The organism is Neptuniibacter sp. (genome assembly GCF_024231755.1).
Lineage (GTDB): Bacteria > Pseudomonadota > Gammaproteobacteria > Pseudomonadales > Balneatricaceae > Neptuniibacter.
The window spans coordinates 21,471-43,716 of record NZ_JAAEQH010000002.1; the positions used below are offsets into that span (position 1 = coordinate 21,471).

The 22,246-nt window shown below is 46.7% G+C and carries 22 protein-coding genes; 14 read left to right on the plus strand and 8 right to left on the minus strand.

All coding sequences use genetic code 11. The annotated features are described in order from the left end of the window. Positions 1-54 precede the first annotated feature (54 nt). The 7 genes from odhB (at position 55) to GY843_RS00165 (ending at position 8,708) form a co-directional block, all read left to right on the plus strand. A complete protein-coding gene (gene odhB, locus GY843_RS00135) occupies positions 55-1,272 on the plus strand; it encodes a 2-oxoglutarate dehydrogenase complex dihydrolipoyllysine-residue succinyltransferase (RefSeq protein WP_297305698.1) in 1,218 nt (405 codons plus the stop codon). A gap of 40 nt (positions 1,273-1,312) precedes the next feature. Continuing rightward, positions 1,313-2,752 (plus strand): dihydrolipoyl dehydrogenase, encoded by a 1,440-nt coding sequence (gene lpdA, locus GY843_RS00140; protein ID WP_297305699.1) that lies wholly within the window; start codon positions 1,313-1,315, stop codon positions 2,750-2,752. Between the two features lie 147 nt (positions 2,753-2,899). After that, positions 2,900-4,066, plus strand: a complete 1,167-nt coding sequence (gene sucC, locus GY843_RS00145) for an ADP-forming succinate--CoA ligase subunit beta (protein WP_297305700.1) — start codon at positions 2,900-2,902, stop codon at positions 4,064-4,066. After that, on the plus strand, positions 4,066-4,941 hold the full coding sequence (sucD, locus tag GY843_RS00150) for a succinate--CoA ligase subunit alpha (protein WP_297305701.1): 876 nt from the start codon (positions 4,066-4,068) through the stop codon (positions 4,939-4,941). The genes sucC and sucD overlap by 1 nt, the downstream gene beginning before the upstream one ends. 254 nt (positions 4,942-5,195) lie before the next feature. Then, positions 5,196-5,831, plus strand: a complete 636-nt coding sequence (locus GY843_RS00155) for a hypothetical protein (RefSeq protein WP_297305702.1) — start codon at positions 5,196-5,198, stop codon at positions 5,829-5,831. Between the two features lie 123 nt (positions 5,832-5,954). Continuing rightward, positions 5,955-7,400, plus strand: a complete 1,446-nt coding sequence (locus GY843_RS00160; RefSeq protein ID WP_297305703.1) for a diguanylate cyclase — start codon at positions 5,955-5,957, stop codon at positions 7,398-7,400. Between the two features lie 90 nt (positions 7,401-7,490). Beyond that, entirely contained in the window at positions 7,491-8,708 is a 1,218-nt protein-coding gene (locus GY843_RS00165) for an EAL domain-containing protein (protein ID WP_297305704.1), read from the plus strand. 12 nt (positions 8,709-8,720) lie between these two features. On the opposite strand, the gene GY843_RS00170 is transcribed toward GY843_RS00165, so the two are convergent. Genes GY843_RS00170 through purM form a run of 3 tightly spaced genes read right to left on the minus strand, consistent with a single transcriptional unit; the run spans position 8,721 to position 11,182 of the window. Then, the gene (locus GY843_RS00170) at positions 8,721-9,452 is read right to left on the minus strand and encodes a DUF3108 domain-containing protein (protein WP_297305705.1); all 732 of its coding nucleotides are present in this window, start codon (positions 9,450-9,452) and stop codon (positions 8,721-8,723) included. A gap of 15 nt (positions 9,453-9,467) precedes the next feature. Further along, positions 9,468-10,115 carry a phosphoribosylglycinamide formyltransferase gene (purN, locus tag GY843_RS00175; protein WP_297305706.1) on the minus strand — a complete coding sequence of 216 codons (648 nt, stop codon included), beginning with the start codon at positions 10,113-10,115 and terminating at the stop codon, positions 9,468-9,470. Between the two features lie 8 nt (positions 10,116-10,123). Then, positions 10,124-11,182 carry a phosphoribosylformylglycinamidine cyclo-ligase gene (purM, locus tag GY843_RS00180; protein WP_297305707.1) on the minus strand — a complete coding sequence of 353 codons (1,059 nt, stop codon included), beginning with the start codon at positions 11,180-11,182 and terminating at the stop codon, positions 10,124-10,126. A 166-nt stretch (positions 11,183-11,348) separates the two neighbouring features. On the opposite strand from purM, the gene GY843_RS00185 reads away from it, so the two are divergent. The 7 genes from GY843_RS00185 (at position 11,349) to tcdA (ending at position 16,534) form a co-directional block, all read left to right on the plus strand. Then, a complete protein-coding gene (locus tag GY843_RS00185; protein WP_297305708.1) occupies positions 11,349-12,404 on the plus strand; it encodes a DUF2066 domain-containing protein in 1,056 nt (351 codons plus the stop codon). 29 nt (positions 12,405-12,433) lie between these two features. Beyond that, on the plus strand, positions 12,434-13,537 hold the full coding sequence (locus tag GY843_RS00190) for an AI-2E family transporter (protein ID WP_297305709.1): 1,104 nt from the start codon (positions 12,434-12,436) through the stop codon (positions 13,535-13,537). Continuing rightward, complete coding sequence (hda, locus tag GY843_RS00195) at positions 13,524-14,231, plus strand: DnaA regulatory inactivator Hda (RefSeq protein ID WP_297305710.1); 708 nt, start codon at positions 13,524-13,526, stop codon at positions 14,229-14,231. The genes GY843_RS00190 and hda overlap by 14 nt, the downstream gene beginning before the upstream one ends. Positions 14,232-14,337: 106 nt before the next feature. Continuing rightward, positions 14,338-14,718, plus strand: a complete 381-nt coding sequence (locus GY843_RS00200; protein WP_297305711.1) for a hypothetical protein — start codon at positions 14,338-14,340, stop codon at positions 14,716-14,718. A gap of 96 nt (positions 14,719-14,814) precedes the next feature. Further along, positions 14,815-15,498 (plus strand): TIGR01621 family pseudouridine synthase, encoded by a 684-nt coding sequence (locus GY843_RS00205; protein ID WP_297305712.1) that lies wholly within the window; start codon positions 14,815-14,817, stop codon positions 15,496-15,498. A gap of 1 nt (position 15,499) precedes the next feature. Next, positions 15,500-15,718 (plus strand): hypothetical protein, encoded by a 219-nt coding sequence (locus tag GY843_RS00210; RefSeq protein WP_297305713.1) that lies wholly within the window; start codon positions 15,500-15,502, stop codon positions 15,716-15,718. Between the two features lie 18 nt (positions 15,719-15,736). Beyond that, positions 15,737-16,534: a tRNA cyclic N6-threonylcarbamoyladenosine(37) synthase TcdA gene (gene tcdA, locus GY843_RS00215; RefSeq protein ID WP_297305714.1), complete on the plus strand. Its 798-nt coding sequence runs from the start codon at positions 15,737-15,739 to the stop codon at positions 16,532-16,534. Positions 16,535-16,541: 7 nt separating this feature from the next. On the opposite strand, the gene GY843_RS00220 is transcribed toward tcdA, so the two are convergent. The 5 genes from GY843_RS00220 to GY843_RS00240 all read right to left on the minus strand — a co-directional run. Beyond that, entirely contained in the window at positions 16,542-17,261 is a 720-nt protein-coding gene (locus GY843_RS00220) for an ABC transporter substrate-binding protein (protein WP_297305715.1), read from the minus strand. Positions 17,262-17,507: 246 nt separating this feature from the next. Beyond that, positions 17,508-18,461, minus strand: coding sequence for a formate dehydrogenase subunit gamma (locus tag GY843_RS00225; protein ID WP_297305716.1), 954 nt, complete (start codon positions 18,459-18,461; stop codon positions 17,508-17,510). A 58-nt stretch (positions 18,462-18,519) separates the two neighbouring features. Beyond that, positions 18,520-19,128, minus strand: a complete 609-nt coding sequence (fdh3B, locus tag GY843_RS00230; protein WP_297305717.1) for a formate dehydrogenase FDH3 subunit beta — start codon at positions 19,126-19,128, stop codon at positions 18,520-18,522. Positions 19,129-19,141: 13 nt separating this feature from the next. Next, positions 19,142-22,006: a molybdopterin-dependent oxidoreductase gene (locus tag GY843_RS00235; RefSeq protein ID WP_297305718.1), complete on the minus strand. Its 2,865-nt coding sequence runs from the start codon at positions 22,004-22,006 to the stop codon at positions 19,142-19,144. A 20-nt stretch (positions 22,007-22,026) separates the two neighbouring features. Then, positions 22,027-22,246 (minus strand): twin-arginine translocation signal domain-containing protein (locus GY843_RS00240; RefSeq protein WP_297305719.1); only part of this gene is annotated, 220 nt, incomplete at its 5' end.

A 22,246-nucleotide genomic window follows, 5' to 3' on the forward strand; every position in this document is an offset into this window, starting at 1 on the left:
GATTAACCATTAATTAAATAATCGCCTGATGGTGATAACGATAAAGGAAAAAACATGTCCATCGAAATCAAAGCGCCAACATTCCCGGAATCTGTAGCAGACGGCACAATTGCAACATGGCACAAACAACCTGGTGAAGCTTGTTCAGCTGATGAACTCATTGTTGATATCGAAACTGACAAAGTAGTACTGGAAGTAGTAGCACCAGAAGATGGTGTGATTGCTGAAGTACTGAAAGGCGAAGGCGATACAGTTCTGAGTGACGAAGTAATCGCTAAATTTGAAGCGGGTGCTGCAGGTTCTGCTGCTGCGCCAGCAGCTGCAGAAGAAGCGGCTGCGCCAGCAGGTGATGCCGATAAGATCGGTCCAGCTGCACGTAAACTTATCGAAGAGAACGGTCTGGATGCGTCTCAGATCTCTGGTACTGGCAAAAACGGTGGTATCACTAAAGAAGACGTTCAGAACTTCATGAAGAATGGTGCACCAGCGGCGGCTCCAGCAGCAGCTCCAGCTGCAGCGGCTCCAGCTCCAGCTGCGGCAGCAGCTCCAGTAAATGTTGCTGTAGGTGAGCGCGTTGAGAAGCGTGTACCTATGACACGCCTGCGTGCAACTATCGCTAAGCGTCTGGTTGAAGCACAGCAGAATGCTGCAATGTTGACTACTTACAACGAAGTTAACATGAAGCCTGTTATGGAACTGCGTAAGCAGTATAAAGACCTGTTCGAGAAAACTCACAATGGCACTCGTCTGGGCTTCATGTCTTTCTTCGTGAAAGCAGCAACTGAAGCGCTGAAGAAGTTCCCAGCAGTGAATGCATCTATCGACGGTAACGACATGGTTTATCACGGTTACCAGGATATCGGTGTTGCCGTATCTACAGACCGTGGTCTGATGGTACCAGTACTGCGTGATACTGATGCAATGAGCCTGGCAGATGTTGAATCTACAATTGCTGATTTCGGCAAGCGTGGTCGTGAAGGCAAGCTGGGTATGGAAGATATGCAGGGCGGTACGTTTACTATCACTAACGGTGGTGTATTCGGTTCCCTGATGTCTACACCTATTCTGAACCCACCACAGACTGCAATCCTGGGTATGCATAAGATTCAGGAACGCCCAATGGCTGTGAATGGTCAGGTAGAGCTTCTTCCAATGATGTCCCTCGCTCTGTCATACGACCATCGTATGATTGATGGTAAGGAAGCTGTACAATTCCTGGTGACTATTAAAGATCTTCTGGAAGATCCTGCACGTATGCTCCTGGAAGTTTAAGTCAAACCCTAACTACAACAGAGTGAAGATAGGATAAAACATGTCTGATAAATTTGACGTTATTGTCATTGGTGCAGGTCCTGGCGGTTATGTTGCAGCAATTCGTGCAGCTCAGCTGGGTTTGAAAACTGCATGTGTTGAAAAGTGGGTAGATGACAAAGGTACTGCTGTTCTAGGTGGTACATGCTTGAACGTGGGCTGTATCCCATCAAAAGCACTGCTGGAATCTACTCACCAGTTCCACAATGCGCAGCATGCGGACGTGCACGGCATCCAAGTAGGTGGCGAAGTTACTATGGATGTTGAAGCCATGGTTGCTCGTAAGGATAAAATCGTTGGCAACTTGACTGGCGGTATCACTGGCCTGTTCAAAGCGAACGGTGTAACCCTGCTTCAGGGGATGGGTAAACTGCACGGTGGTAAGAAAGTTGAAGTTACTGCTGCTGATGGTACTTCCACAACTTACGATGCTGAAAATGTAATTCTGGCTTCTGGTTCTGTACCAGTTGAGATCCCGCCAGCGCCTCTAACAGAAGGTCTGATCCTTGATAATGCGGGTGCGCTTGAAATTAGAGAAGCACCTAAGCGTCTTGGTGTTATCGGTGCGGGTGTTATCGGTCTTGAAATGGGCTCTATCTGGGCTCGCTTAGGCACTGAAGTAACCGTACTGGAAGCAATGGATGATTTCCTTGCAGCAGCAGATAAGGATCTTGCAAAAGAAGCAGCTAAGCTACTTAAGAAGCAGGGTCTGGATATCAAAGTAGGTGCGCGTTGTACAGGTACTGAGATCATTGACGGCAAAGAAGTTAAAGTTAACTTCACTGATTCCGAAGGTGACAAAGAGATCGTTGTAGACAAGCTGATTGTTGCTGTAGGTCGTAAGCCTCAGACACAAGGCCTACTGGCAGACGATTCTGGCGTATCTCTGGATGAGCGCGGTTTCATCTTTGTTAACGAACAGTGCCAGACAGGTGTACCAGGCGTTTACGCAATCGGTGATTCCGTTCGTGGCCCAATGCTGGCACACAAAGCATCAGAAGAAGGCATTATGGTTGCAGATATCATTGCTGGCCATCATGCACAGATGAACTACGATGTAATTCCAAGCATCATTTACACTCACCCAGAACTGGCGTGGGTAGGTAAGACTGAGCAGGAATTAAAAGCTGAAGGCGTTAAATACAAAGTGGGTAAATTCCCATTTGCTGCTAACGGCCGAGCAATGGCTGCAAATGATACTGACGGTTTCGTTAAGCTTATCGCTTGCGAAGAAACTGATCGCGTATTGGGTGTACACATTGTTCATGGTTTGGCGGGTGAATTGATCGGCCAGGCGGGTATTGCAATGGAATTCTGCTCTAGTGCAGAAGACCTACAGATGACTGTATTCGCTCACCCAACAGTGAGTGAAGCAATTCACGAAGCTGCTCTGGCAGCTGACGGTCACGCTATTCACATGGCGAACCGTAAAAAGCGCTAATTTATTAGCGTAAACAAGATTCGGCAGGTTGCTATCCGCAGCCTGCCGTATAGTAAGACTTGTTGTTGATCCAACAGGGCTGTTACGGGAGCGACACTAGACTCCCGATACAGAAAAATCATTAGTGACAACACAACGGATTAGAGCATGAACCTTCATGAGTACCAGGGTAAACAGCTGTTTGCCGAATATGGTCTGCCGGTATCCAAAGGATACGCTGTAGATACTCCGGAAGCAGCAGCAGAAGCTGCTGAGAAAATTGGCGGTGACAAGTGGGTTGTTAAGACTCAGGTGCACGCAGGTGGACGTGGTAAAGCAGGCGGCGTAAAGCTGGTTGACTCTCCTGCAGAAGCACAAGAGTTCGCAGCTAACTGGCTGGGTAAAAACCTTGTTACCTATCAGACTGACGCTAACGGTCAGCCTGTTTCTAAAATTCTGGTTGAAGACTGCACAGATATCGCTAACGAGCTGTATCTGGGTGCGGTTGTAGACCGTTCTTCTCGTCGTATCGTTTTCATGGCATCTACTGAAGGTGGTGTGGAAATCGAGAAAGTAGCAGAAGAAACTCCAGAAAAAATCCTGAAAGCTACTGTTGACCCACTGACTGGCGCACAGCCATACCAGGGTCGCGAGCTAGCGTTCAAACTGGGTCTGGAAGGCGATCAGATCAAGCAGTTCGTTAAAATCTTCCTGGGTCTGGCACAGATGTTCCAGGAAAAAGATCTGGCTCTGCTAGAGATCAACCCACTGGTTATCACTGAAGAAGGTAACCTGCACTGCCTGGACGCTAAAGTAGCGATCGACGGCAATGCTGTATACCGTCACAAAGATCTTCAGGCAATGGAAGATCCATCTCAGGAAGACGAGCGTGAAGCACGTGCAGCTGAGTGGGATCTGAACTACGTTGCTCTGGATGGCAGCATCGGTTGTATGGTTAACGGTGCGGGTCTTGCGATGGGTACGATGGATATCGTATCTCTGCACGGTGGTTTCCCTGCAAACTTCCTGGACGTTGGTGGCGGCGCGACTAAAGAGCGTGTTACTGAAGCGTTCAAGATCATCCTTGAAGATGACAAAGTTAAAGCAGTACTGGTTAACATCTTCGGTGGTATCGTACGTTGCGACCTGATTGCTGAAGGTATTATCGGTGCAGTTAAAGAGGTAGGCGTAGAAGTACCTGTAGTTGTACGTCTTGAAGGTAACAACGCAGAGCTGGGTTCTCAGCTTCTGTCTGATTCTGGTCTGGACATCATCGCGGCTACTAGCCTGACTGATGCTGCTGTACAGGCAGTTAAAGCAGCGGAGGGTAAATAATGTCCGTATTGATTAATAAAGACACCAAAGTAATCTGCCAGGGTTTCACTGGTGGTCAGGGTACCTTCCACTCTGAGCAAGCGATTGCTTACGGAACTAAAATGGTTGGCGGTGTAACTCCAGGTAAAGGTGGTACTACTCACCTGGGTCTGCCTGTATTCAACACTGTTGCTGAAGCAGTTGCTGAAACGGGTGCTGAAGCATCTGTTATCTACGTTCCAGCTCCTTTCTGTAAGGATTCTATTCTGGAAGCGGCTAACGGTGGTATCAAGCTGATCGTTTGTATCACTGAGCACATTCCAGTTATGGATATGCTTGAGTGTAAAGTTCGTTGTGACGAAATGGGCGTTCGCCTGATCGGTCCAAACTGCCCAGGTGTTATCACTCCGGGCGAATGTAAGATCGGTATCATGCCAGGTCACATCCACCTGCCAGGTAAAGTAGGTATCGTTTCCCGTTCTGGTACTCTGACTTACGAAGCTGTTAAGCAGACTACAGATACTGGTTTCGGTCAGTCTACTTGTGTTGGTATCGGTGGTGACCCGATCCCAGGTTCTAACTTCATCGACATTCTTGAAATGTTCGAGAATGATCCACAGACTGAAGCGATCGTAATGATCGGTGAGATCGGTGGTTCTGCAGAAGAAGAAGCTGCTGAATTCATCAAAGCTAACGTGACTAAGCCTGTTGTTTCTTACATCGCTGGTGTAACAGCTCCAGCTGGTAAGCGTATGGGTCACGCGGGTGCGATCATCTCTGGCGGTAAAGGCACTGCTGATGAGAAATTTGCGGCTCTGGAAGATGCAGGCGTTAAGACTGTACGTTCCCTGGCGCAGATCGGTGATGCACTGAAAGAAGTAACTGGCTGGTCATAAGTCAGATATTTCTAAGAGTCTAAAAAAGGCAGCTTCGGCTGCCTTTTTTAATGCCTGTAATTTGGTGATATGTTTTTAATCTGGGTATATTGAAAGCGGCACTGTATTGCTGTGTATTTGGACAATAGGCAGCTGAAGGATTAAGCTGTTCTCAGCAAAAACCTAAGTTTTCCAAAGAGTTGAGTGCTTTGGGGCCAGAGAATAAGACCAGTAGCGTTTCTGGCTTACGGACGATCTATTATCAAGGTGTGGTTATGAATAAGAAGCTTATTATCGGTATTGTGGCAGGTGTAGTGGTTCTCTTGCTATTAGGAGTTGGGGGCTTCTTTGGTTACAAGATGTATACAGAACTGGCTGAGTTCAAGGCGGTAGGTAGCTTAAAAGAGATGCGCCAGTTCAGTCAGGAGAATTTTGACCTTAAGAAACAGAATAAAGAAGTGACTAAGAGGATGGCTGATATCGAAAAACAGTTCGCCATTTTCCGTAAGAAAGCGATTGCCAATGCTGAGGCTCGTGCCGAACGTAAAGTCGCTACAGCTTCGGCATCTTTCATGCCGTTGTCAGGTACCTACGTGCTTGCGGCTGCTTCAACCCAGGAGCAGCTGGAAAACTGTCAGGATATCCAGGAGCTTATCAAGTTTGAAGCAGAGAACTTTGAGACATCAGACCCTTCTGTTGTGATGCAGCAGGATAAGATCTGCGGAACCTATATTGAGCGAAAACTTATTCCTCTCTTTAAATATCAGATGCTGCGAGTTCGGGCGAGTATGACAGGGTCATTAGGGCATCTGCGTCCTGATGCGGAGAAAAAATTTGAAGATGCTCGACGTTTGCTAGAGCGCTGGGAAGTGCCAGTAGATCCTGAGCTTGAGAAATATATCCGTTTCTAATCTGCCATATTTGTAGTCTGAATAGATCAAGTTACATTTCCAGAATTGCTTTTGATTGGTTCAATTTTTGCAGTAAGTATAAGTTTATAAAACATCTTATGTGTAGAAATTGAGCCAGAGCTGATGGATAAGTACATTATTCCCAGTAAGTCGAAAAACCATATGGGGCTTGTCATCGCGATATGCCTCTTTCTGGTGCTCGATTGCTCTATTTTGGGTATTAACTACTACATAACAGTACAAGTTGAGAAAGATGCTCAGGCCATAAATATCTCAGGCCGCCAGAGGATGTTATCTCAGCGACTAACTAAGGTTTTGCTGCTATTGGAGCAAGATGGTGCAAACCGAGCGGTAAACCTTACTGAACTGGAGCACGTATATAATTTATTCAGTTCCACTCTTAGTGCTTTTGAGCGGGGTGGAATAGTGATGGGTGGGGATAGTAAAGAGTATAAATTTGATGCTGTTGATGATGCCTATGTCACCAAATATATACGTGAGGCTCGGCAGTATTTTGATCCTATAGCTATACCGGTCAGAAAATTAATCCTAGGGAATTTTTCTGAAAATAGGCTGAAGCAGGCTTTGGTTGTTGCTAAACAGAATAACCTTAATATCCTTGCTTTGATGAATAAGTTGACCTATCGAATGGAGCAGCTGTCACAAAAGAAAACAGCTTCTTTGCGCTGGATTCAGACTATTGCTTTTATATTTGCGATCATCAATTTCATGATCATCATCAGTATGTATCAGAAACGCTCCAAGCAGGCTGAAATGCAGGTTGATAATTTCCTCAACCTTGTTGATAGCGCGGCTGCGTCACTGATTGTTATGGATGCGCAACGTAACATAATTCTGGCAAACCGTATGAGTCAGGAACTTTTCGGCTATGAGCGTAAGGTATTTAGTCGCCTGCATGAATCAGACTTGTTTAAAAAAGCTGGGGATGAGTACTTCGCTGTGAGTCGCGATGGATCAAGCTTTAGGGCTGAAATTGTGGAGCGTCGTTTTACGATTCACGAGAGTGAATTTATTATTTTAACGGTAAATGATATTAGCCCTTACACTGATGCTCAGGAGCACTTAGCGTATTTGGCTAACCATGATGCACTAACTGGATTAGTGAACCGTCGAGCCTTGTTTGATCGTCTTGATCTTGAAATTTTACATGCCAGAAGAGCGGGTAGTTTATTAGGTATTTTCTTTCTAGATCTGAATGACTTTAAGCCGGTAAACGATAACCTAGGGCACGGTACAGGCGATCAGATTTTACGCCAATTAGGTGTCAGGCTTTCCCTCACTTTGCGCGAAACAGATACCGTTGCGCGATATGGTGGAGATGAATTTGTCGTTATTGTTACTGGCCTAAATCAGGAGCGTGAGATTGCCAAATGTCGTGCCTCACTTGATCGGATTTTCGATGAACCGTTTCTGTGTGAAGGGCATCAAATTCAATTAAGTTGTAGTATTGGGCAAGCACAATACCCAAGTGATGCCGAAAGTGCGGGTGAGCTGATTGAGTTGGCGGATAAACGCATGTACGCAGTAAAGCCTGTTAAAACAGGTTAGCTGCGTAATTAGACAGTATAAGAATAATTTTATGGGCAGGTGGTTTTGACTTAACCTGCTTCTATTTTGAAAGGTGTTTGAGTTTTAATTATGAGTTTGAAAATTTTCCCTTATTTCCAGCCAATAGTAGAGACTGCCACTGGATGTATAGCGGGTTATGAAGCATTAGCGCGCATGGAAGATGAGCAGGGAAATATTGTATCGGCGGGGCGAATTTTTGCCGATCAGAATATTCCGGTGAAAGAGCGAATCGAGATTGATCGAGATGTTCGTCTGCAGGCACTGCAGAAATTATCAGAACTGCCGGAGAATACTTATCTGAGTATTAATATATCTCCCGAGTGGCTGCAGTATTTGGAATCACTTGATAATCTGCCGACTCTGGAGATGATGAAGCGGGTGGCGGGCGACCCTTCCCGTATAGTTATTGAGATCACCGAACTTGATGGTGAGCTTGAGATAATAGAGCGATTGGCTGAGCGTTACAGAGAACAGGGTTTTAAAGTAGCGATTGATGATTTCGGCACCGGTTTCTCTCAGTTAGACCGTATAGCGCTGCTTAAGCCCGATATTATCAAACTAGATATGAGTCTGTTGAGGAGTGGAGCTTTGAATCAGCGAGGTTCCTCTATGGTTCAGATGCTGGGTGAGATGGCCTCAAAGCTGGGGAGTAAGGTACTTTGTGAAGGAGTAGAAACAGAGGAGGAGTATTATTTAGCGTTGAGCTGTAATGCTGTTTATGTACAGGGCTTCCTCTTTTCACAGGCCACAGAGCAACTTCAGCCACCTGAATCAACCAACAAGAAGGTCAAAGATCTACTGAGTCATTATCGTGACCGTGCTATTGATGCTACGTCCAGAAATCACTGGCGAGCTGAAAAGGTCAAGTCAGAACTACTGTCGTTGAGAGAGGTTCTGCGTGCAGCGACCGACGATGATGACCTTCAGCATTTTGTTGCTGCTAACCATCTCCTGCGTTTCTATATCTGTGATCGCCAAGGAAACCAGATATCTCCCAACTATGAGAATAGTGAAAAGGGTTGGATTAAGGATGAGAGGCATAAAGGATACAACTGGAGTTGGCGCCCTTATTTCTTTGAGCTGTTAGGCTCATCTGATACCCGTAACAGAATGGTTTTTTCTGAGCCCTATCAGGATATCCATAGTGGTCAGCGTGCGCAGACAGCTGTGTTGTTTATCGATGATAAGAGAATACTCTTAGCAGATCTTTTAGATGAACAGCAGGAGCAAGATCTGTTCTCTGGCTTTGGTGGTATGCCTGCTAGCTGGATTCCAGAGATTGAATAAAAGGTAAATCGACTACTGATTCAGCGTTTTGAGGAGAAGGGTATAGGACTTGTCCTTCTTCTCAATCTGTTGCAGTTTTATGATCTGGTAATCCAGCTCCGGGGCAAACCAGATTAAGGTCTGTCGAGGGTTTTTCTCTTCGCGGATACGTTTGACGCGAATTGCATCGTATTCGCCGATAGGTGCTTTGATCACTTCTTTGCCGTCAACGCTGAATCTATAATGTTTTAACTTTCCACCATCAGCGACTGAGTAATTAAATTCGGTTTTGCCCTGGGCAACTTCCCTCTGAAGGAGCAATTGATAGCTAATCTTATCCTGCACACCATCTGATATATCCATCTTCCAGGGTTTATCTTCAACGGTGTTTGTGACCTGTTTTTTATCCCAGTCAAAACTCACATCAGCTGTACGTTTCTTTCCAAGTACACTGCGTTTGAATTTGTAGCGTAGCGGATGCAGTTGTTGGTCCTGCCAGATGAAACGGCTGGATTCCTCGATGCTGGCGAACATCGCTGAAGCCTTCGAATGAAATAGCCAGTTCTGCTGCTTAGCATCCTGCTTTAATTCCCGTGTAGTGCTGCCGCTTAGGGATAGGCCACCATCCCAATCAATCTCATAGGTAGCAGAAAATGGTGCTAAGGAAGGGGAGTGGGTAGTGTCATCCGCTGAAGAGGGTATTGCCCAGCATGTAAACGCAGTCAGCAAAACTAGTCGCTGTAGCTGTTTTTTGAAGCTGGGCATATAGCTTACCTCAGGTCAGTTAGCCGGTAGTTGATAGCCTTCAACAGGAAGCATTTTGCTATCGAGCAAAACTCCTTCAGGTGTCCACTGCAGTTTATCTGTACAGAACCACTCTACCGCAAGTGGATAGATAACGTGTTCGACCTTATGTACTTTTTGCTGCAGGTCTTCAGCACTATCATCCGGATTGATGCTGACTTTACCCTGAACAGCCAATGGGCCACCATCCAGCTCTTCAGTTACAAAATGTACAGTGCAGCCATGTTCTGCATCACCCGCATCAATAGCACGCTGGTGTGTATTCAGGCCTTTGTACTTTGGCAAAAGGGATGGGTGGATATTGAACATGCGCCCATGATAGTGGCGTACAAAACCCGCTGACAGAATACGCATGAAACCAGCCAGAACAATAAGATCAGGTTGATACTGATCGATCTCCTTGATCATTGCCTGATCAAAGCTTTCACGGCTATCAAAATCAGTGTGTTTCAGTGTGAGGGCAGGGATACCAGCCAGGCGTGCTCTTTCCAGACCATACGCCTCAGCTTTGTTGCTGAGGACTGCCTCGATGCGGCCATCTATTTGACCAGCATCGATAGCATCCATAATCGCCTGGAGATTGGAACCACTTCCTGAAATCAGGACAACGATTCGTTTACTCATGTAGCTAATTACGCCTCCAGGCCAGCGAGTTCAACCTGTTCTTCGCCTTCAGTCGCAGCTGCGATTGAGCCGATAACCCAGGCATCTTCACCTGCATCAGACAGGATCTTCAGCGCTTCTTCCTGCTTCTCTGCAGGTACTGCGATTACCATACCTACACCACAGTTGAATGTACGGTACATCTCAGTTGCTTCAACATTGCCTTGCTGTTGCAGCCAGTTGAATACTGCTGGCATCTGCCAGGACTGAGTGTCAATAACAGCTTTAGCGCTGTCTGGCAGTACGCGTGGGATATTCTCAAGCAGACCACCACCTGTGATGTGGGATAGTGCGTTAACCTGAGATTCTTTGATCAGTTTAAGCAGGGATTTCACGTAGATGCGGGTTGGGGCCATCAGCGCGTCAGCCAGTGGCTTGCCGTCTAGTTCTTCAGTCAGCTCAGTGCCGCGTACTTCCAAGATCTTACGGATCAGGGAGTAGCCGTTAGAGTGAGGACCGGAAGAGGCTAAACCGATCAGTGTGTCGCCAACTTTTACGTTGCTGCCATCGATGATTTCGTCTTCTTCAACAACACCTGTACAGAAGCCAGCAAGGTCATAATCTTCGCCTTCGTACATACCTGGCATCTCGGCAGTTTCACCACCTACCAGTGCTGCACCTGAAAGTTCACAACCTTTACCGATACCTTTGACAACGTCAGCTGCAGTATCAACATTCAGTTTGCCCGTTGCGTAGTAGTCCAGGAAGAACAGAGGTTCAGCACCTGCAACTACCAGGTCATTTACACACATTGCAACCAGATCGATACCAATTGTATCGTGTTTGCCCAGATCCATGGCCAGGCGTAGTTTTGTGCCCACACCATCAGTACCGGCAACCAGTACAGGCTTACGGTAACCTTCAGGGATACGGCATAGAGCGCCGAAGCCGCCCAGGCCACCCATTACTTCAGGGCGTGAAGTGCTTTTCGCAACGCCTTTAATACGATCAACCAGGGCATTACCAGCGTCGATATCAACGCCAGCGTCTTTGTAGCTCAGAGAGCTGTTATCAGAACCAGTAGACATGGATCAGTTAACCTTTCGTGTGCAAGGAAAGTGAGGAAGAAAAATAATGCGCGTATTCTACCGTTTCTCTCGTATGAATACACTCATCTGGTCAACGAATATGAAATATTTATATGGGATGGTAAAGTTACATCTCATTTTTGGTTTGGAACCCTAAGGCGGCTTAATGGACTTAATGCGGACCTTCATTGCAACTCTGTTGGTTGTTTTTACTCAGTTGGTTACTGCCGGCACAGTAGATAACCTATACCGTGCTGAACTGACAACCACTGCTCAACAGGAGACTCCTTCTCAAGCGGAGCTGGTCAGTGGTTTGCAGCAAGTACTTGTTAAAGTATCCGGCAGATCGGATATCTTAGGTAACCCAAATGTTCAACAGCAGTTACCCGCTGCAGATAGCTTCCTGCAGCAATTTAGTTATCTGCCTGTAGAAACTATTGATGAGAGCAAAGCTCCAGCGCAGCGTTTGCTCATAGATTTTAATCAAGCTTCAGTAGATAACCTTATTCTGCATACTGGGATTAAACCTTTAGGGCCACAACGCCCAACGGTATTGTTCTGGATTGCATCCGACTCTTCAGGTACCCAGGAGTTTCTTAATACAGATACCGAAGCAGTAACTGAGTTGCAACAACAGGCTGAAAAACGTGGGTTGCCGTTACAGATGCCTTTATTTGATCTGGAAGATCAGACCTCGCTTCCTGTTAGTGATCTATGGGGATTATTTAATGAGTCCATAGAACAAGCTTCCACCCGTTATCGTCCTGATGCTGTTCTAGCCGCTCGCATTCAACAATCACCGTCTGGCTTTAATCAGGTAGATTGGTTATTAGTTACGGAGAATAACCAGCAGCGTTTTTCAACGGCTGGGGAGTTGTGGGCGGTTGCTGAAGAGTTAGTTAATGTGACAGCAAACCAGTTGTTTCAACCGGTTGTTAGTCATGACCTCAGTTTTTTTCAGTCAGGTGTAGCTGTACATATCAGCAACATCAGAACCATGGCAGATTACATTCAGGCAACGGATTATCTGAAATCTTTGCCGGTTGTTAGCAAAGTTAAGCCGGAGCGTGTTATTGGCAACGATATCACCGTTCGTCTGGAGCTTGATGGAAGTAATGAACAATTGAGTCAGGCTCTTGCCCTTGAGCCTCGCTTACAGGCGATGGATATTATGCGGCAGCCAGATGGCTCACAAGTACTGCGTTACTACTGGCAGGAATAAAGGTCCTCTGGAACTGAAAGGTCTATGTTATGACTGAATCACAGCGCTGGTTTTTCCTTATTGTAGCTTTGGTTGTTGGCGGGCTGGTATACCTGCTGGCACCAATACTGTCGCCATTTCTAGTCGGGGCACTGCTAGCCTATTTGGCAGACCCTATCGCTGATCGCTTAGAAGCATCAGGTCTGTCCAGAACGGCTTCAGTTATTATCGTATTTGTCGGTATGACCGCTATGGTTGTACTGCTGTTTTTACTGTTTATCCCGAAAATGGGTTATCAGATCCAGATGCTGGTTGAAAGAATACCTCAAGCGATTCAGCTGTTTGAAGAAAAGGTCTTTCCATGGATTCTCACCACTTTCAGTCTTGATCCATCCCTCTTTGATTTTGCCCATCTAAAAAAGCTGATTGTTGGTGATCTTCAGAAGACCAGCGATATTATGGCGCAGCTATTAGGTGGCATTACCCGCTCAGGCATGGCAATAGCTGCCTGGGTCGCAAATTTAGTGTTGATTCCCGTCGTAACCTTCTACCTGTTAAGAGACTGGGATGTGATGATCGACAAGGTTAAGCACCTGTTACCACGTAATATCGAGCCAAAAGTATCGCTTTGGGCTTCCGAATGCGATGAAGTCTTAGGTGCATTTATGAAAGGCCAGTTGTTGGTGATGATGGCGCTGGGGACTGTTTATGCAATCGGTTTGTGGATCGTAGGGCTTGATCTCGCGCTGTTGGTTGGTATGATCGCGGGCCTTGCCAGCATTGTACCTTATATGGGTTTCATTATTGGCATTGTAGTAGCTGGTGTTGCCGCATTTATGCAGTTCCAGGATCCAATGGTTTTGGGTTATGTGGGGGCTGTATTTATTGTTGGACAGCTGCTGGAAGGGATGCTGCTGACGCCGTTACTTGTTGGTGATCGCATCGGTTTGCACCCAGTTGCGGTAATTTTTGCTATTATGGCCGGCGGCCAGCTGTTTGGTTTTGTAGGTGTTCTGCTGGCCTTACCTGTTGCTGCTGTAATTATGGTGTTACTGCGCCATCTGCATGAAGGGTACAAGAGTAGTTCTCTCTATGCATCTAAACACCCCAAGCTTGATGAAGAATCCGAAACTGTAGTTAATGACAACCACTGATCAACCATTCCAAATCCCGCTTTCTATCAGTCTGCGTGATGATGCCCGATTTGAAAATTATTACTCACAGGGTAATGAACTTGTGTGCGCTAGTCTTAGCTCTGCGTCGCAGGGTACTGGCGAACAGTTTATTTTTCTCTGGGGGCAGCTAGGGGTTGGTTGTACCCATCTGTTACAGGCAAGTTGTCATGCTGCTGAGCCCTACGGTCGTAGTGCTGCTTACCTTCCACTGGATGAACTGAAACATCTGGGCGGAGGTATTCTTGAAGGGATCGAGTTTCTTGATCTGGTCTGCCTTGATAATGTCGGATCTGTTGTCGGTGATCGACAATGGGAAGAGGCTCTGTTTCATTTCTTTAATCGCATTCGAGAACAGGGTAATACACTGATCATTGCCGCTTCTGAATCGCCGCGAAATCTGGGTGTGGTACTTCCGGATCTAGCTTCACGTCTGAGTTGGGGGATCGTATTTCAGGTTCAGTCTCTGGATGATGAGACTAAACTTAAAGCGATAAGGATGCGTGCCAGCGCACGAGGCATGGACTTTTCGGATGATGTGGCACGCTACCTTCTGCATCATGCCAGCCGTGATATGAATGATCTGGCGACACTTTTAGATACATTAGATCAGGCATCATTAAGCGCTAAACGTAAGGTTACGATTCCTTTCATTAAGGAAGTAACTGGTTTGTAACCGGTTATCCGAATATCCGCTAAACTTCATTGAACTGTCATAATATTTTGCAGCTGCGTAATGCAAAATACTCCTAAAGCAAAGTCTGTTGTTTTCTGGAGGGCATATGTCTAAGCACGTTTCCGAAAAGTTTCTGAATAAATTAGAGAAGGAAGGAATTCTCGTTAAGGAAAACGGCATCCGCTTTACCGTGTCCCACCTTAATAATAAAGGAAAGTTGCTAGGGCGTGATTGGCATAAGGGTTTTGTTGCTGTGACTGATCGTAGACTGACGCTGGTTGCTGACGGTGTAAAATTCCTGAATATTAAATCTAGCGATGATCGTTTTTCAGCGGCAAAATTTGTTGAAGATAATGTGGCCTGCTTAGAGGTTAAATATAACAAAGAGCCAGATAGCAAACGCAGTCTGGTATTCCATATCTACAGCGATAAAGTGAATAAGATTTATAAAAAAGTTAAGAAGCTACAAGAGAAGCTGCAGGACTAAATTTTAAGTCAATTTTACGGGGAGGTTTAACTCCACCTCCCTTGAATTCTTCTCTTTTCTACCTCATCATGCCGCTTTCTTTGCGGGCTGCTCTTCGTGTTTCAACTGTTACATAAAACTGGTGATTTTGTGGTGATAGATAAGTCACCAGGCATCAGTGTGCATAAAGATCAGGATGAGTCCGGTTTGGCTATGTTGCTGAGTGAAGAGCTAGGGGCTGATATTTTTCCTGTTCATCGCCTGGATAAAGTGACTTCAGGTCTGATGGTCTTTGCTACCCATTCTGAAGCAGCTGCACAACTATCAGAGCAGTTCCGTAGCCGGGACATTGAGAAATATTATCTGGCAATCTCGGATCGCAAGCCGCGCCGTAAGCAGGGGCTCATTATTGGTGATATGGAAAAATCCCGCCGAGGTAGCTGGAAACTTCTGCAGAGTAAAAACAACCCGGCAATTACACAGTTTTTTAGTTCTTCCCTGAAGCCAGGGTTACGTTTGTTTCTGCTAAAACCAGCAACTGGAAAAACCCATCAGTTACGGGTGGCTCTAAAGAGTGAGGGGGCGGCAATACTAGGCGATTCCCTCTATAGTGAAAGCTCATCAGATCGCACCTACCTGCACGCTTATGCTTTAGCTTTTACAATTAACGGCGAACAGTACCGTTTTAAGAGTATGCCTGAGCAGGGGGAACAGTTTGATGAAGAGTGTTTGCGCCTAATCAATGATAAGTTTGCCCAGCCTGAAACAATGAGCTGGCCTAAAGTAAAAGTAGTTAAATGATATGAGTGATAACGAAAGAATTGAACGTGACTTTAACGCACGTGATGAAGATGAGAAAAAAGCATTCCTAGAAGAAACCTGGTGTGATCAGTGTCAGGAAGTAAATCTGGGTATGGTTGAGCCGGTTGAGTATGAGCTTAATGAGATCATCTTCATCGAAGGGAAATGCAAAAAATGTGGCAGCATTATCCTGACTGAACTAACCGACGACGAATTTTAATTTTTCTGGAGCAAGCAGTTGTCAGCCGATTTTGAAAACCGCTTTGGTGGTACTCGTCGCTTATATGGCAGTGATGTAGTTGATCGTTTTCGTAATTCGCATATCTGTGTCATTGGTATAGGTGGAGTGGGCTCCTGGGTAGCTGAGGCGCTAGCAAGAACAGCCATCGGTAAAATTACCCTGATTGATTTAGATGATATCTGCATCACCAACACAAATCGTCAGATTCACGCTGTTGATGGCAATGTTGGACGCTCTAAAACCGAAGCGATGGCCGAGCGTGTCAAACTGATCAACCCAGAATGTGAAGTGATAGAGGTCGAGGACTTTATCACACGTGAGAATATCCCTGAGTTGATCACAGATGAGTTTGATTACGTTATCGATGCCATTGATAGTGTTAAGGAAAAAGCAGCCCTCATTTCTCACTGCTGTTATCGGAAGATTCCTGTTATTACAGTAGGTGGAGCAGGGGGGCAGACAGACCCAACTAAAATTGATATCTGCGACCTGGCGAAAACCAATCACGACCCTTTAGCGGCCAAAGTACGCTCCTTCCTGCGCCGTCATTACCGCTTTAGTAAAAGCGGTCGTCGTTTCGCTGTGGATTGTGTCTATTCAACTGAGCAGTTAGTGTATCCGCAACCAGACGGCTCTGTATGCGCACAAAAGAGTATTACTGATGGTAATACCCGCCTGGATTGCGCCGGAGGCTTTGGAGCATCAACTTGTGTGACTGCAAGCTTTGGCTTTGCCGCTGTAGCGAGGGTACTTGATAAGATGCAGAAGCGCTGGGAGCGTGAGGAACAGCTCTAAGTTTGCCTTAGGGATCTTCTGCCTGTTCTGTTTGGATTACTTCTATTGCTGTGTTTAGACGTTGCATAAAACCAGGGTGATGTTCCAGATAAGCCTTGCTGATATAGATCCCAAAAGGTTTGGCAATTTCTACCACCTGGATAAAGTCATCTTCGCTTAGCCCTAACTCTTTACTGCTTTCAATAAAAACTAATTCCGCAAGAAAAACTGCGCTGATCCTTTTTTTGTGCAAGGTGCGGGGCAGAGCGAGAGTGTCACTGGGTGCGTAACCAACGTTATAGCCGTTGCGGCTTAGCCACTTATGGGTATTGGTGTTTAAGTGTGTTGCTATCTGAGCCTCTTGCTTAAAGTTTTCCTGTGAAGGGTGGAGATCGCTGCCCTGTGCCAGGAACCAGGACCAGCGATTTATCATGATCGGTGATGAGAATTCTGCGACAGCATTTCTTTCCTCATTCTCAGAGGCGAGAAATAAGCCATCAACACGTCCTTTTTTTAATTCATCAACAGCTCGGCCATAATTGGGAGCGAGTGTCAGTGTGTATTCCACTTCAAGTTCGGCAAAGACCTGCTCAATTTTTTCAACACCGATCCCTTTGAACTCCCCATCTTCAAAGTAGGTATAAGGTTTAAAACTGGGTACGATCAGCTCAATGCGCTCATCTGCATGGCTAACTAGAGACGCGATTAGCAGCGTTGCGGCACAGAGAGTATTAAAACAACGAAGCACTTAGCTACCCTAAACAATTGAAACAACTCTTTGAAGTATAGGCGGAAATTCTGAGTTGAATAAAAAAAGCCGGCTAATAGCCGGCAGAAAAAGCACGTTTGCTGTACAAACGTTATGGTGAAGAACTGAGGAATCCTAGAACAGGCTCTATATCCAAGCTTGGTTAGCAAGCGTGAGACCGATCTGTTGATCCCGAATGCGGATAAGCTCCGGGGGATGAGAGCCCCGGAACTTGCCTTACAAGGTTTACTCTTTATCTCTGTTCCTTACTTCCTCATACCAGAGATCGTGGTGCTGCTTAGCCCATGTTTCATCAACATAACCTGTCTTCATGCCTTCCAGGGCTCCCTCTGTACCGATAGTACCGATATAGATGTGCCCCAAAGAACCAGCAATAAGAATCAGTGAGCCTGCTGCATGAAGTAGGCTGGCGAGCTGCATATCTTCGCGGAACTGACCGAAGTTAGGAAAATCCAGTATCAATCCTGTAACTGAAACCAGAATACCGACAATCGTCAGAAGCCAGAACCAGACTTTTTCACCACCATTCATATAGCCAGCACTCGGATGAGCATTGCCTATGATGCCGCCCCCTTTCAGGAACCAGACAATATCTGTGGCATTGAAAAAGTTATGTTTGATCCAACGCACAATCATGAACAGCAGGCCGAGGACAAACAGTGGTCCCAGATAGTTATGCGCTAATTTGCATAGCGAAATATATCCGGCCCACAATGAATCGCCCAAAGCATCTTTGAGGAAGAACTTTCCGTAAAGAATGCTCAAGCCTGAAATTGTGAGAATGATAAACAGAATCGCAACTGTCCAATGGTTGGCACGGTCAAGACGTTTCCAGCGCTCTATCAATTGGCCACTACGTGGGTGGTCCAGTTTTTTCTGCCCAACAATGAGGTAGAAAATCAATAGTAGAGCCAGGGTTCCACCAATCGCGTAAGCACCGGCTGGCGTAATCCACTGGTTACGCCAATGACGCCACTCATCCCCCTTCATATTGATGAGTTGGCCGTGTTCAGCGCCCTGCGATTGGGTTGTACCCTGATTACCTTTCTGCACAACTTCCCAGTAATCTGCTCCAGCAAAGCCAGCAATTTTTGCATCAGATGGTGTCGCAGCGGCAAAGCCGGAGAACATCAGTGCAAAAAGTAGCAGAAGGTGAGATGGCAATTTAATTCGAAGCATAAAATACCCTCAAATCCGGGTTACCGGAGGCGTATGCCCCCGGTAACGATTGGCTATATCAGGCTTTCTGCTGAGTTGCATCGTATGCCAGATCATCTTCAGACATAGACCATGCGCCATCAGAGTGACCACGGTAGATCACACGCTCACGGAAGATATCTGATACTTCGTTGGCATCACCCGCCAGAAGTGCTTTGGTTGAACACATCTCTGCGCACAACGGCAGCTTACCTTCAGCAATACGGTTTGCACCGTATTTAGCACGCTCTGCTGCGCTGTTGTCCTCTTCTGGACCACCTGCACAGAAAGTACACTTATCCATTTTGCCGCGTTCACCGAAAGCAGCTGTGCTTGGGAACTGTGGTGCACCAAATGGGCAAGCATATAGGCAATAGCCACAACCGATACATAGATCTTTGTTATGCAGCACAATGCCATCGTCTGTTTGATAGAAACAGTCAGTAGGGCATACAGCCATACATGGTGCGTCTGAACAGTGCATACATGCTACGGAGATAGAGGTTTCACCCGGCTCACCATCGTTGATTGTTACAACGCGGCGACGATTGATGCCCCATTCCACTTCATTTTCGTTCTTACATGCCGTGACACAGCCGTTACATTCGATGCAACGCTTGGAGTCACAGAGAAATTTCATACTAGCCATTGTCTGTTACCCCTTAAGCTGAAGCTTTGTTGATACGACACAGAGTCACTTTCGATTCCTGCATCTGTGTGACCGGGTCATAACCGTAAGTGGTTGCTGTGTTAGCTGCTTCACCTACAACATAAGGTGCTGCACCAGTAGGATACTTATCGGTCAGGTCTTTACCCTGGAACTTACCACCGAAGTGGAATGGCATGAAGACAACGCCTTCTTCAACGCGATTGGTAACCAGTGCTTTAACCAGGACTTTACCGCCCTCAGCACCTTCTACCCATACGTCATCACCATCTTTGAAGCCCTGGTTATTTGCATCAACCGGGTTAACTTCAACAAACATCTCCTGCTGAAGTTCTGCCAGCCAAGGGTTAGAACGTGTCTCTTCACCACCCCCTTCATACTCAACCAGACGACCAGATGTGAGAATGATTGGGTATTCTTTAGACAGGTCTTTGTCCTGAATAGACTTATACATGGTAGGCAGACGGTACATAGACTCAGAATCGTTCCAAGTCGGGTACTTGCTAACCAGATCACGACGGTTCGTATACAGAGGTTCACGGTGAAGAGGTACTTTATCCGGGAAGGTCCATACCACTGCACGTGCTTTCGCATTACCGAATGGAGCACAACCGTGTTTGATAGCGACACGCTGGATACCACCGGAAAGGTCAGTTTTCCAGTTTTTGCCTTCAGCCATCTTCTTCTCTTCAGCCGTAAGGTCATCCCACCAACCCAGTTTCTTCAGCAGCTTCTCGCTGAATTCTGGGTAGCCGTTCTTGATATCAGAACCTTTAGAGAATGAACCTTCAGCCAGCAGATTTACGCCGTCACGTTCAACACCGAAACGGGCACGGAAGGTCAGACCCCCTTCAGCAACTGGTTTGCTTGTATCGTAAAGAATCGGAGTACCTGGGTGACCTTGTTCCGCAGTACCCCAGCAAGGCCATGGCATGCCGTAGTAGTCACCGCTTGCAGGTCCACCTTCGCCTTTAAGCGTATCGTAATTGAAGGTGTGCCAGTTTTTCTGGTGCAGCTTCAGACGCTCTGGGCTTTGACCGGTATAACCGATGGTCCACATACCTTTGTTGATCTCACGCGTGATATCTTCAACAACAGGCTGACCGTTCTTGATCTCAATGTTCTTAAACAGCTGCTGGTCGAAACCAAGCTTTTTAGAGAACAGGTACATAATTTCGTGGTCAGGCTTGGACTCGAATAGAGGTTCGATAATCTGGTCACGCCACTGGATCGAGCGGTTAGATGCTGTAACGGAACCGTATGTCTCGAACTGAGTACACGCAGGGATCAGGTAAACACCGTCTTTACGATCAGACATAACTGCAGCGTGAGTTGGATATGGATCAACGATCACTAGCGTATCCAGCTTCTCGATCGCTTTCTTCATCTCAGGTCCACGGGTCTGAGAGTTAACCGCGTGACCCCAGCAAACCATTACACGCAGATTATCTTTCTGATCCATCTGTTCTTTATCTTCAAGAACACCATCGATCCAGCGTGAAACCGGAATACCTTTGTTATTCATCGGCTTAAGTTTGCGGTACACCTCCTGATCAAAGCGGCTGGAAACCCAGTCGTGATCCAGATCCCAAACTTTTGACCAGTGCTTCCAGGCACCATCAGACAGACCGTAGTAACCTGGCAGGGTGTGAGACAGAATACCCAGGTCAGTTGCGCCCTGTACGTTATCGTGTCCACGGAAGATGTTAGTACCACCACCAGAAGTACCCATGTTACCCAGTGCCAGCATCAGGATGCAGTATGCACGAGTGTTGTTGTTACCTGTGGTGTGCTGAGTACCACCCATACACCAGATAACAGTACCCGGACGGTTTTCTGCCAGCTCTTTAGCTGCGCGACGCATCTGGGATTCTTTAACACCAGTTACATCTTCAACTTCTGCTGGCGTCCATTTTTTAACTTCTTCGCGTACTTCATCCATGCCGTATACACGCTGCTGGATGAACTGCTTATCTTCCCAACCGTTTTCGAAGATGTGCCACAACAGACCCCAGATAAATGCTACGTCTGAGCCTGGACGAATACGGATATACTCGTTGGCATGAGCTGCGGTACGAGTGAAACGTGGGTCAACACAGATGATATGCGCTTTGTTACGTTCTTTAGCACGGAAGATGTGCTGCAGAGAAACCGGGTGCGCTTCAGCAGGGTTAGAGCCGATCAGGATGATCGATTTAGCGAAATGAATATCGTTGAACGAGTTAGTCATTGCGCCGTAGCCCCAAGTGTTTGCTACACCAGCTACCGTTGTTGAGTGACAGATACGTGCCTGGTGGTCTACGTTGTTCGTACCCCACATAGCTGCGTATTTACGGAACAGGTAAGCCTGCTCGTTGCTGAATTTTGCGGAGCCAAGCCAGTAAACAGAGTCTGGACCAGATTCTTTACGAACCTGCAGCATCTTGTCGCCAACTTCGTTGATTGCTTCATCCCAGGAAAGTTTTTTCCATTTGCCATCAACAAGCTTCATTGGGTATTTCAGACGACGGTCACCGTGACCGTGTTCACGAAGAGCAGCACCTTTAGCACAGTGCGCACCTGCGTTGAATGGGTGGTCAAAAGCAGGTTCCTGACCGGTCCAGATACCGTTCTGTACCTCTGCATATACACCACAACCTACAGAACAGTGAGAACAGATAGTACGTTTCACTTCTGTTGGAGCGCCGGCTGTTGCGCCTGCTGCTTCAGCTTGTTGCATCATGCCTGGAGCCATCATGCCAACAGTGGCAACACCACCTGCTGCTACACCAGAGTTCTTCAGGAAGCGACGGCGGCTCAAGCCAAGTCCTGATGACTGCGAAGGTGCTGCGGGCTGATCGGATTTTTTCGTTAGTCTCATTTCCTCACCTCTCGCCGTTATCAGTTACGTGCCGTGTCGTAGTAACTACGCACATGCTCGGTTTCTTTGTAACCGGAACCTTCCTGTTTCTCACCGGACTCTGCAGTGGTTACTTTTGCCTGTACTGTGCCTGCTACAGCAACAGCACCGGCGGCAGTACCTGCCATGCCCAGTTTCTTCAGAAAGCCGCGGCGACCTGTATCAGGTTTCTTGTCCTGGCTCATCGTGTATTTCTCCGCA

Excerpts from the sequence above, each read along its gene's own strand:
- hda (WP_297305710.1), top strand. The coding sequence starts at position 13,524 with ATGACAACCACTGATCAACCATTCCAAATCCCGCTTTCTATCAGTCTG.
- GY843_RS00160 (WP_297305703.1), top strand. The coding sequence starts at position 5,955 with ATGGATAAGTACATTATTCCCAGTAAGTCGAAAAACCATATGGGGCTT.
- sucC (WP_297305700.1), top strand. The coding sequence starts at position 2,900 with ATGAACCTTCATGAGTACCAGGGTAAACAGCTGTTTGCCGAATATGGT.
- GY843_RS00200 (WP_297305711.1), top strand. The coding sequence starts at position 14,338 with ATGTCTAAGCACGTTTCCGAAAAGTTTCTGAATAAATTAGAGAAGGAA.
- purN (WP_297305706.1), bottom strand. The coding sequence starts at position 10,115 with ATGAGTAAACGAATCGTTGTCCTGATTTCAGGAAGTGGTTCCAATCTC.
- GY843_RS00190 (WP_297305709.1), top strand. The coding sequence starts at position 12,434 with ATGACTGAATCACAGCGCTGGTTTTTCCTTATTGTAGCTTTGGTTGTT.
- purM (WP_297305707.1), bottom strand. The coding sequence starts at position 11,182 with ATGTCTACTGGTTCTGATAACAGCTCTCTGAGCTACAAAGACGCTGGC.
- GY843_RS00155 (WP_297305702.1), top strand. The coding sequence starts at position 5,196 with ATGAATAAGAAGCTTATTATCGGTATTGTGGCAGGTGTAGTGGTTCTC.
- GY843_RS00210 (WP_297305713.1), top strand. The coding sequence starts at position 15,500 with ATGAGTGATAACGAAAGAATTGAACGTGACTTTAACGCACGTGATGAA.
- sucD (WP_297305701.1), top strand. The coding sequence starts at position 4,066 with ATGTCCGTATTGATTAATAAAGACACCAAAGTAATCTGCCAGGGTTTC.
- lpdA (WP_297305699.1), top strand. The coding sequence starts at position 1,313 with ATGTCTGATAAATTTGACGTTATTGTCATTGGTGCAGGTCCTGGCGGT.
- GY843_RS00225 (WP_297305716.1), bottom strand. The coding sequence starts at position 18,461 with ATGCTTCGAATTAAATTGCCATCTCACCTTCTGCTACTTTTTGCACTG.
- GY843_RS00235 (WP_297305718.1), bottom strand. The coding sequence starts at position 22,006 with ATGAGACTAACGAAAAAATCCGATCAGCCCGCAGCACCTTCGCAGTCA.
- GY843_RS00170 (WP_297305705.1), bottom strand. The coding sequence starts at position 9,452 with ATGCCCAGCTTCAAAAAACAGCTACAGCGACTAGTTTTGCTGACTGCG.
- GY843_RS00165 (WP_297305704.1), top strand. The coding sequence starts at position 7,491 with ATGAGTTTGAAAATTTTCCCTTATTTCCAGCCAATAGTAGAGACTGCC.
- GY843_RS00185 (WP_297305708.1), top strand. The coding sequence starts at position 11,349 with ATGGACTTAATGCGGACCTTCATTGCAACTCTGTTGGTTGTTTTTACT.
- fdh3B (WP_297305717.1), bottom strand. The coding sequence starts at position 19,128 with ATGGCTAGTATGAAATTTCTCTGTGACTCCAAGCGTTGCATCGAATGT.
- odhB (WP_297305698.1), top strand. The coding sequence starts at position 55 with ATGTCCATCGAAATCAAAGCGCCAACATTCCCGGAATCTGTAGCAGAC.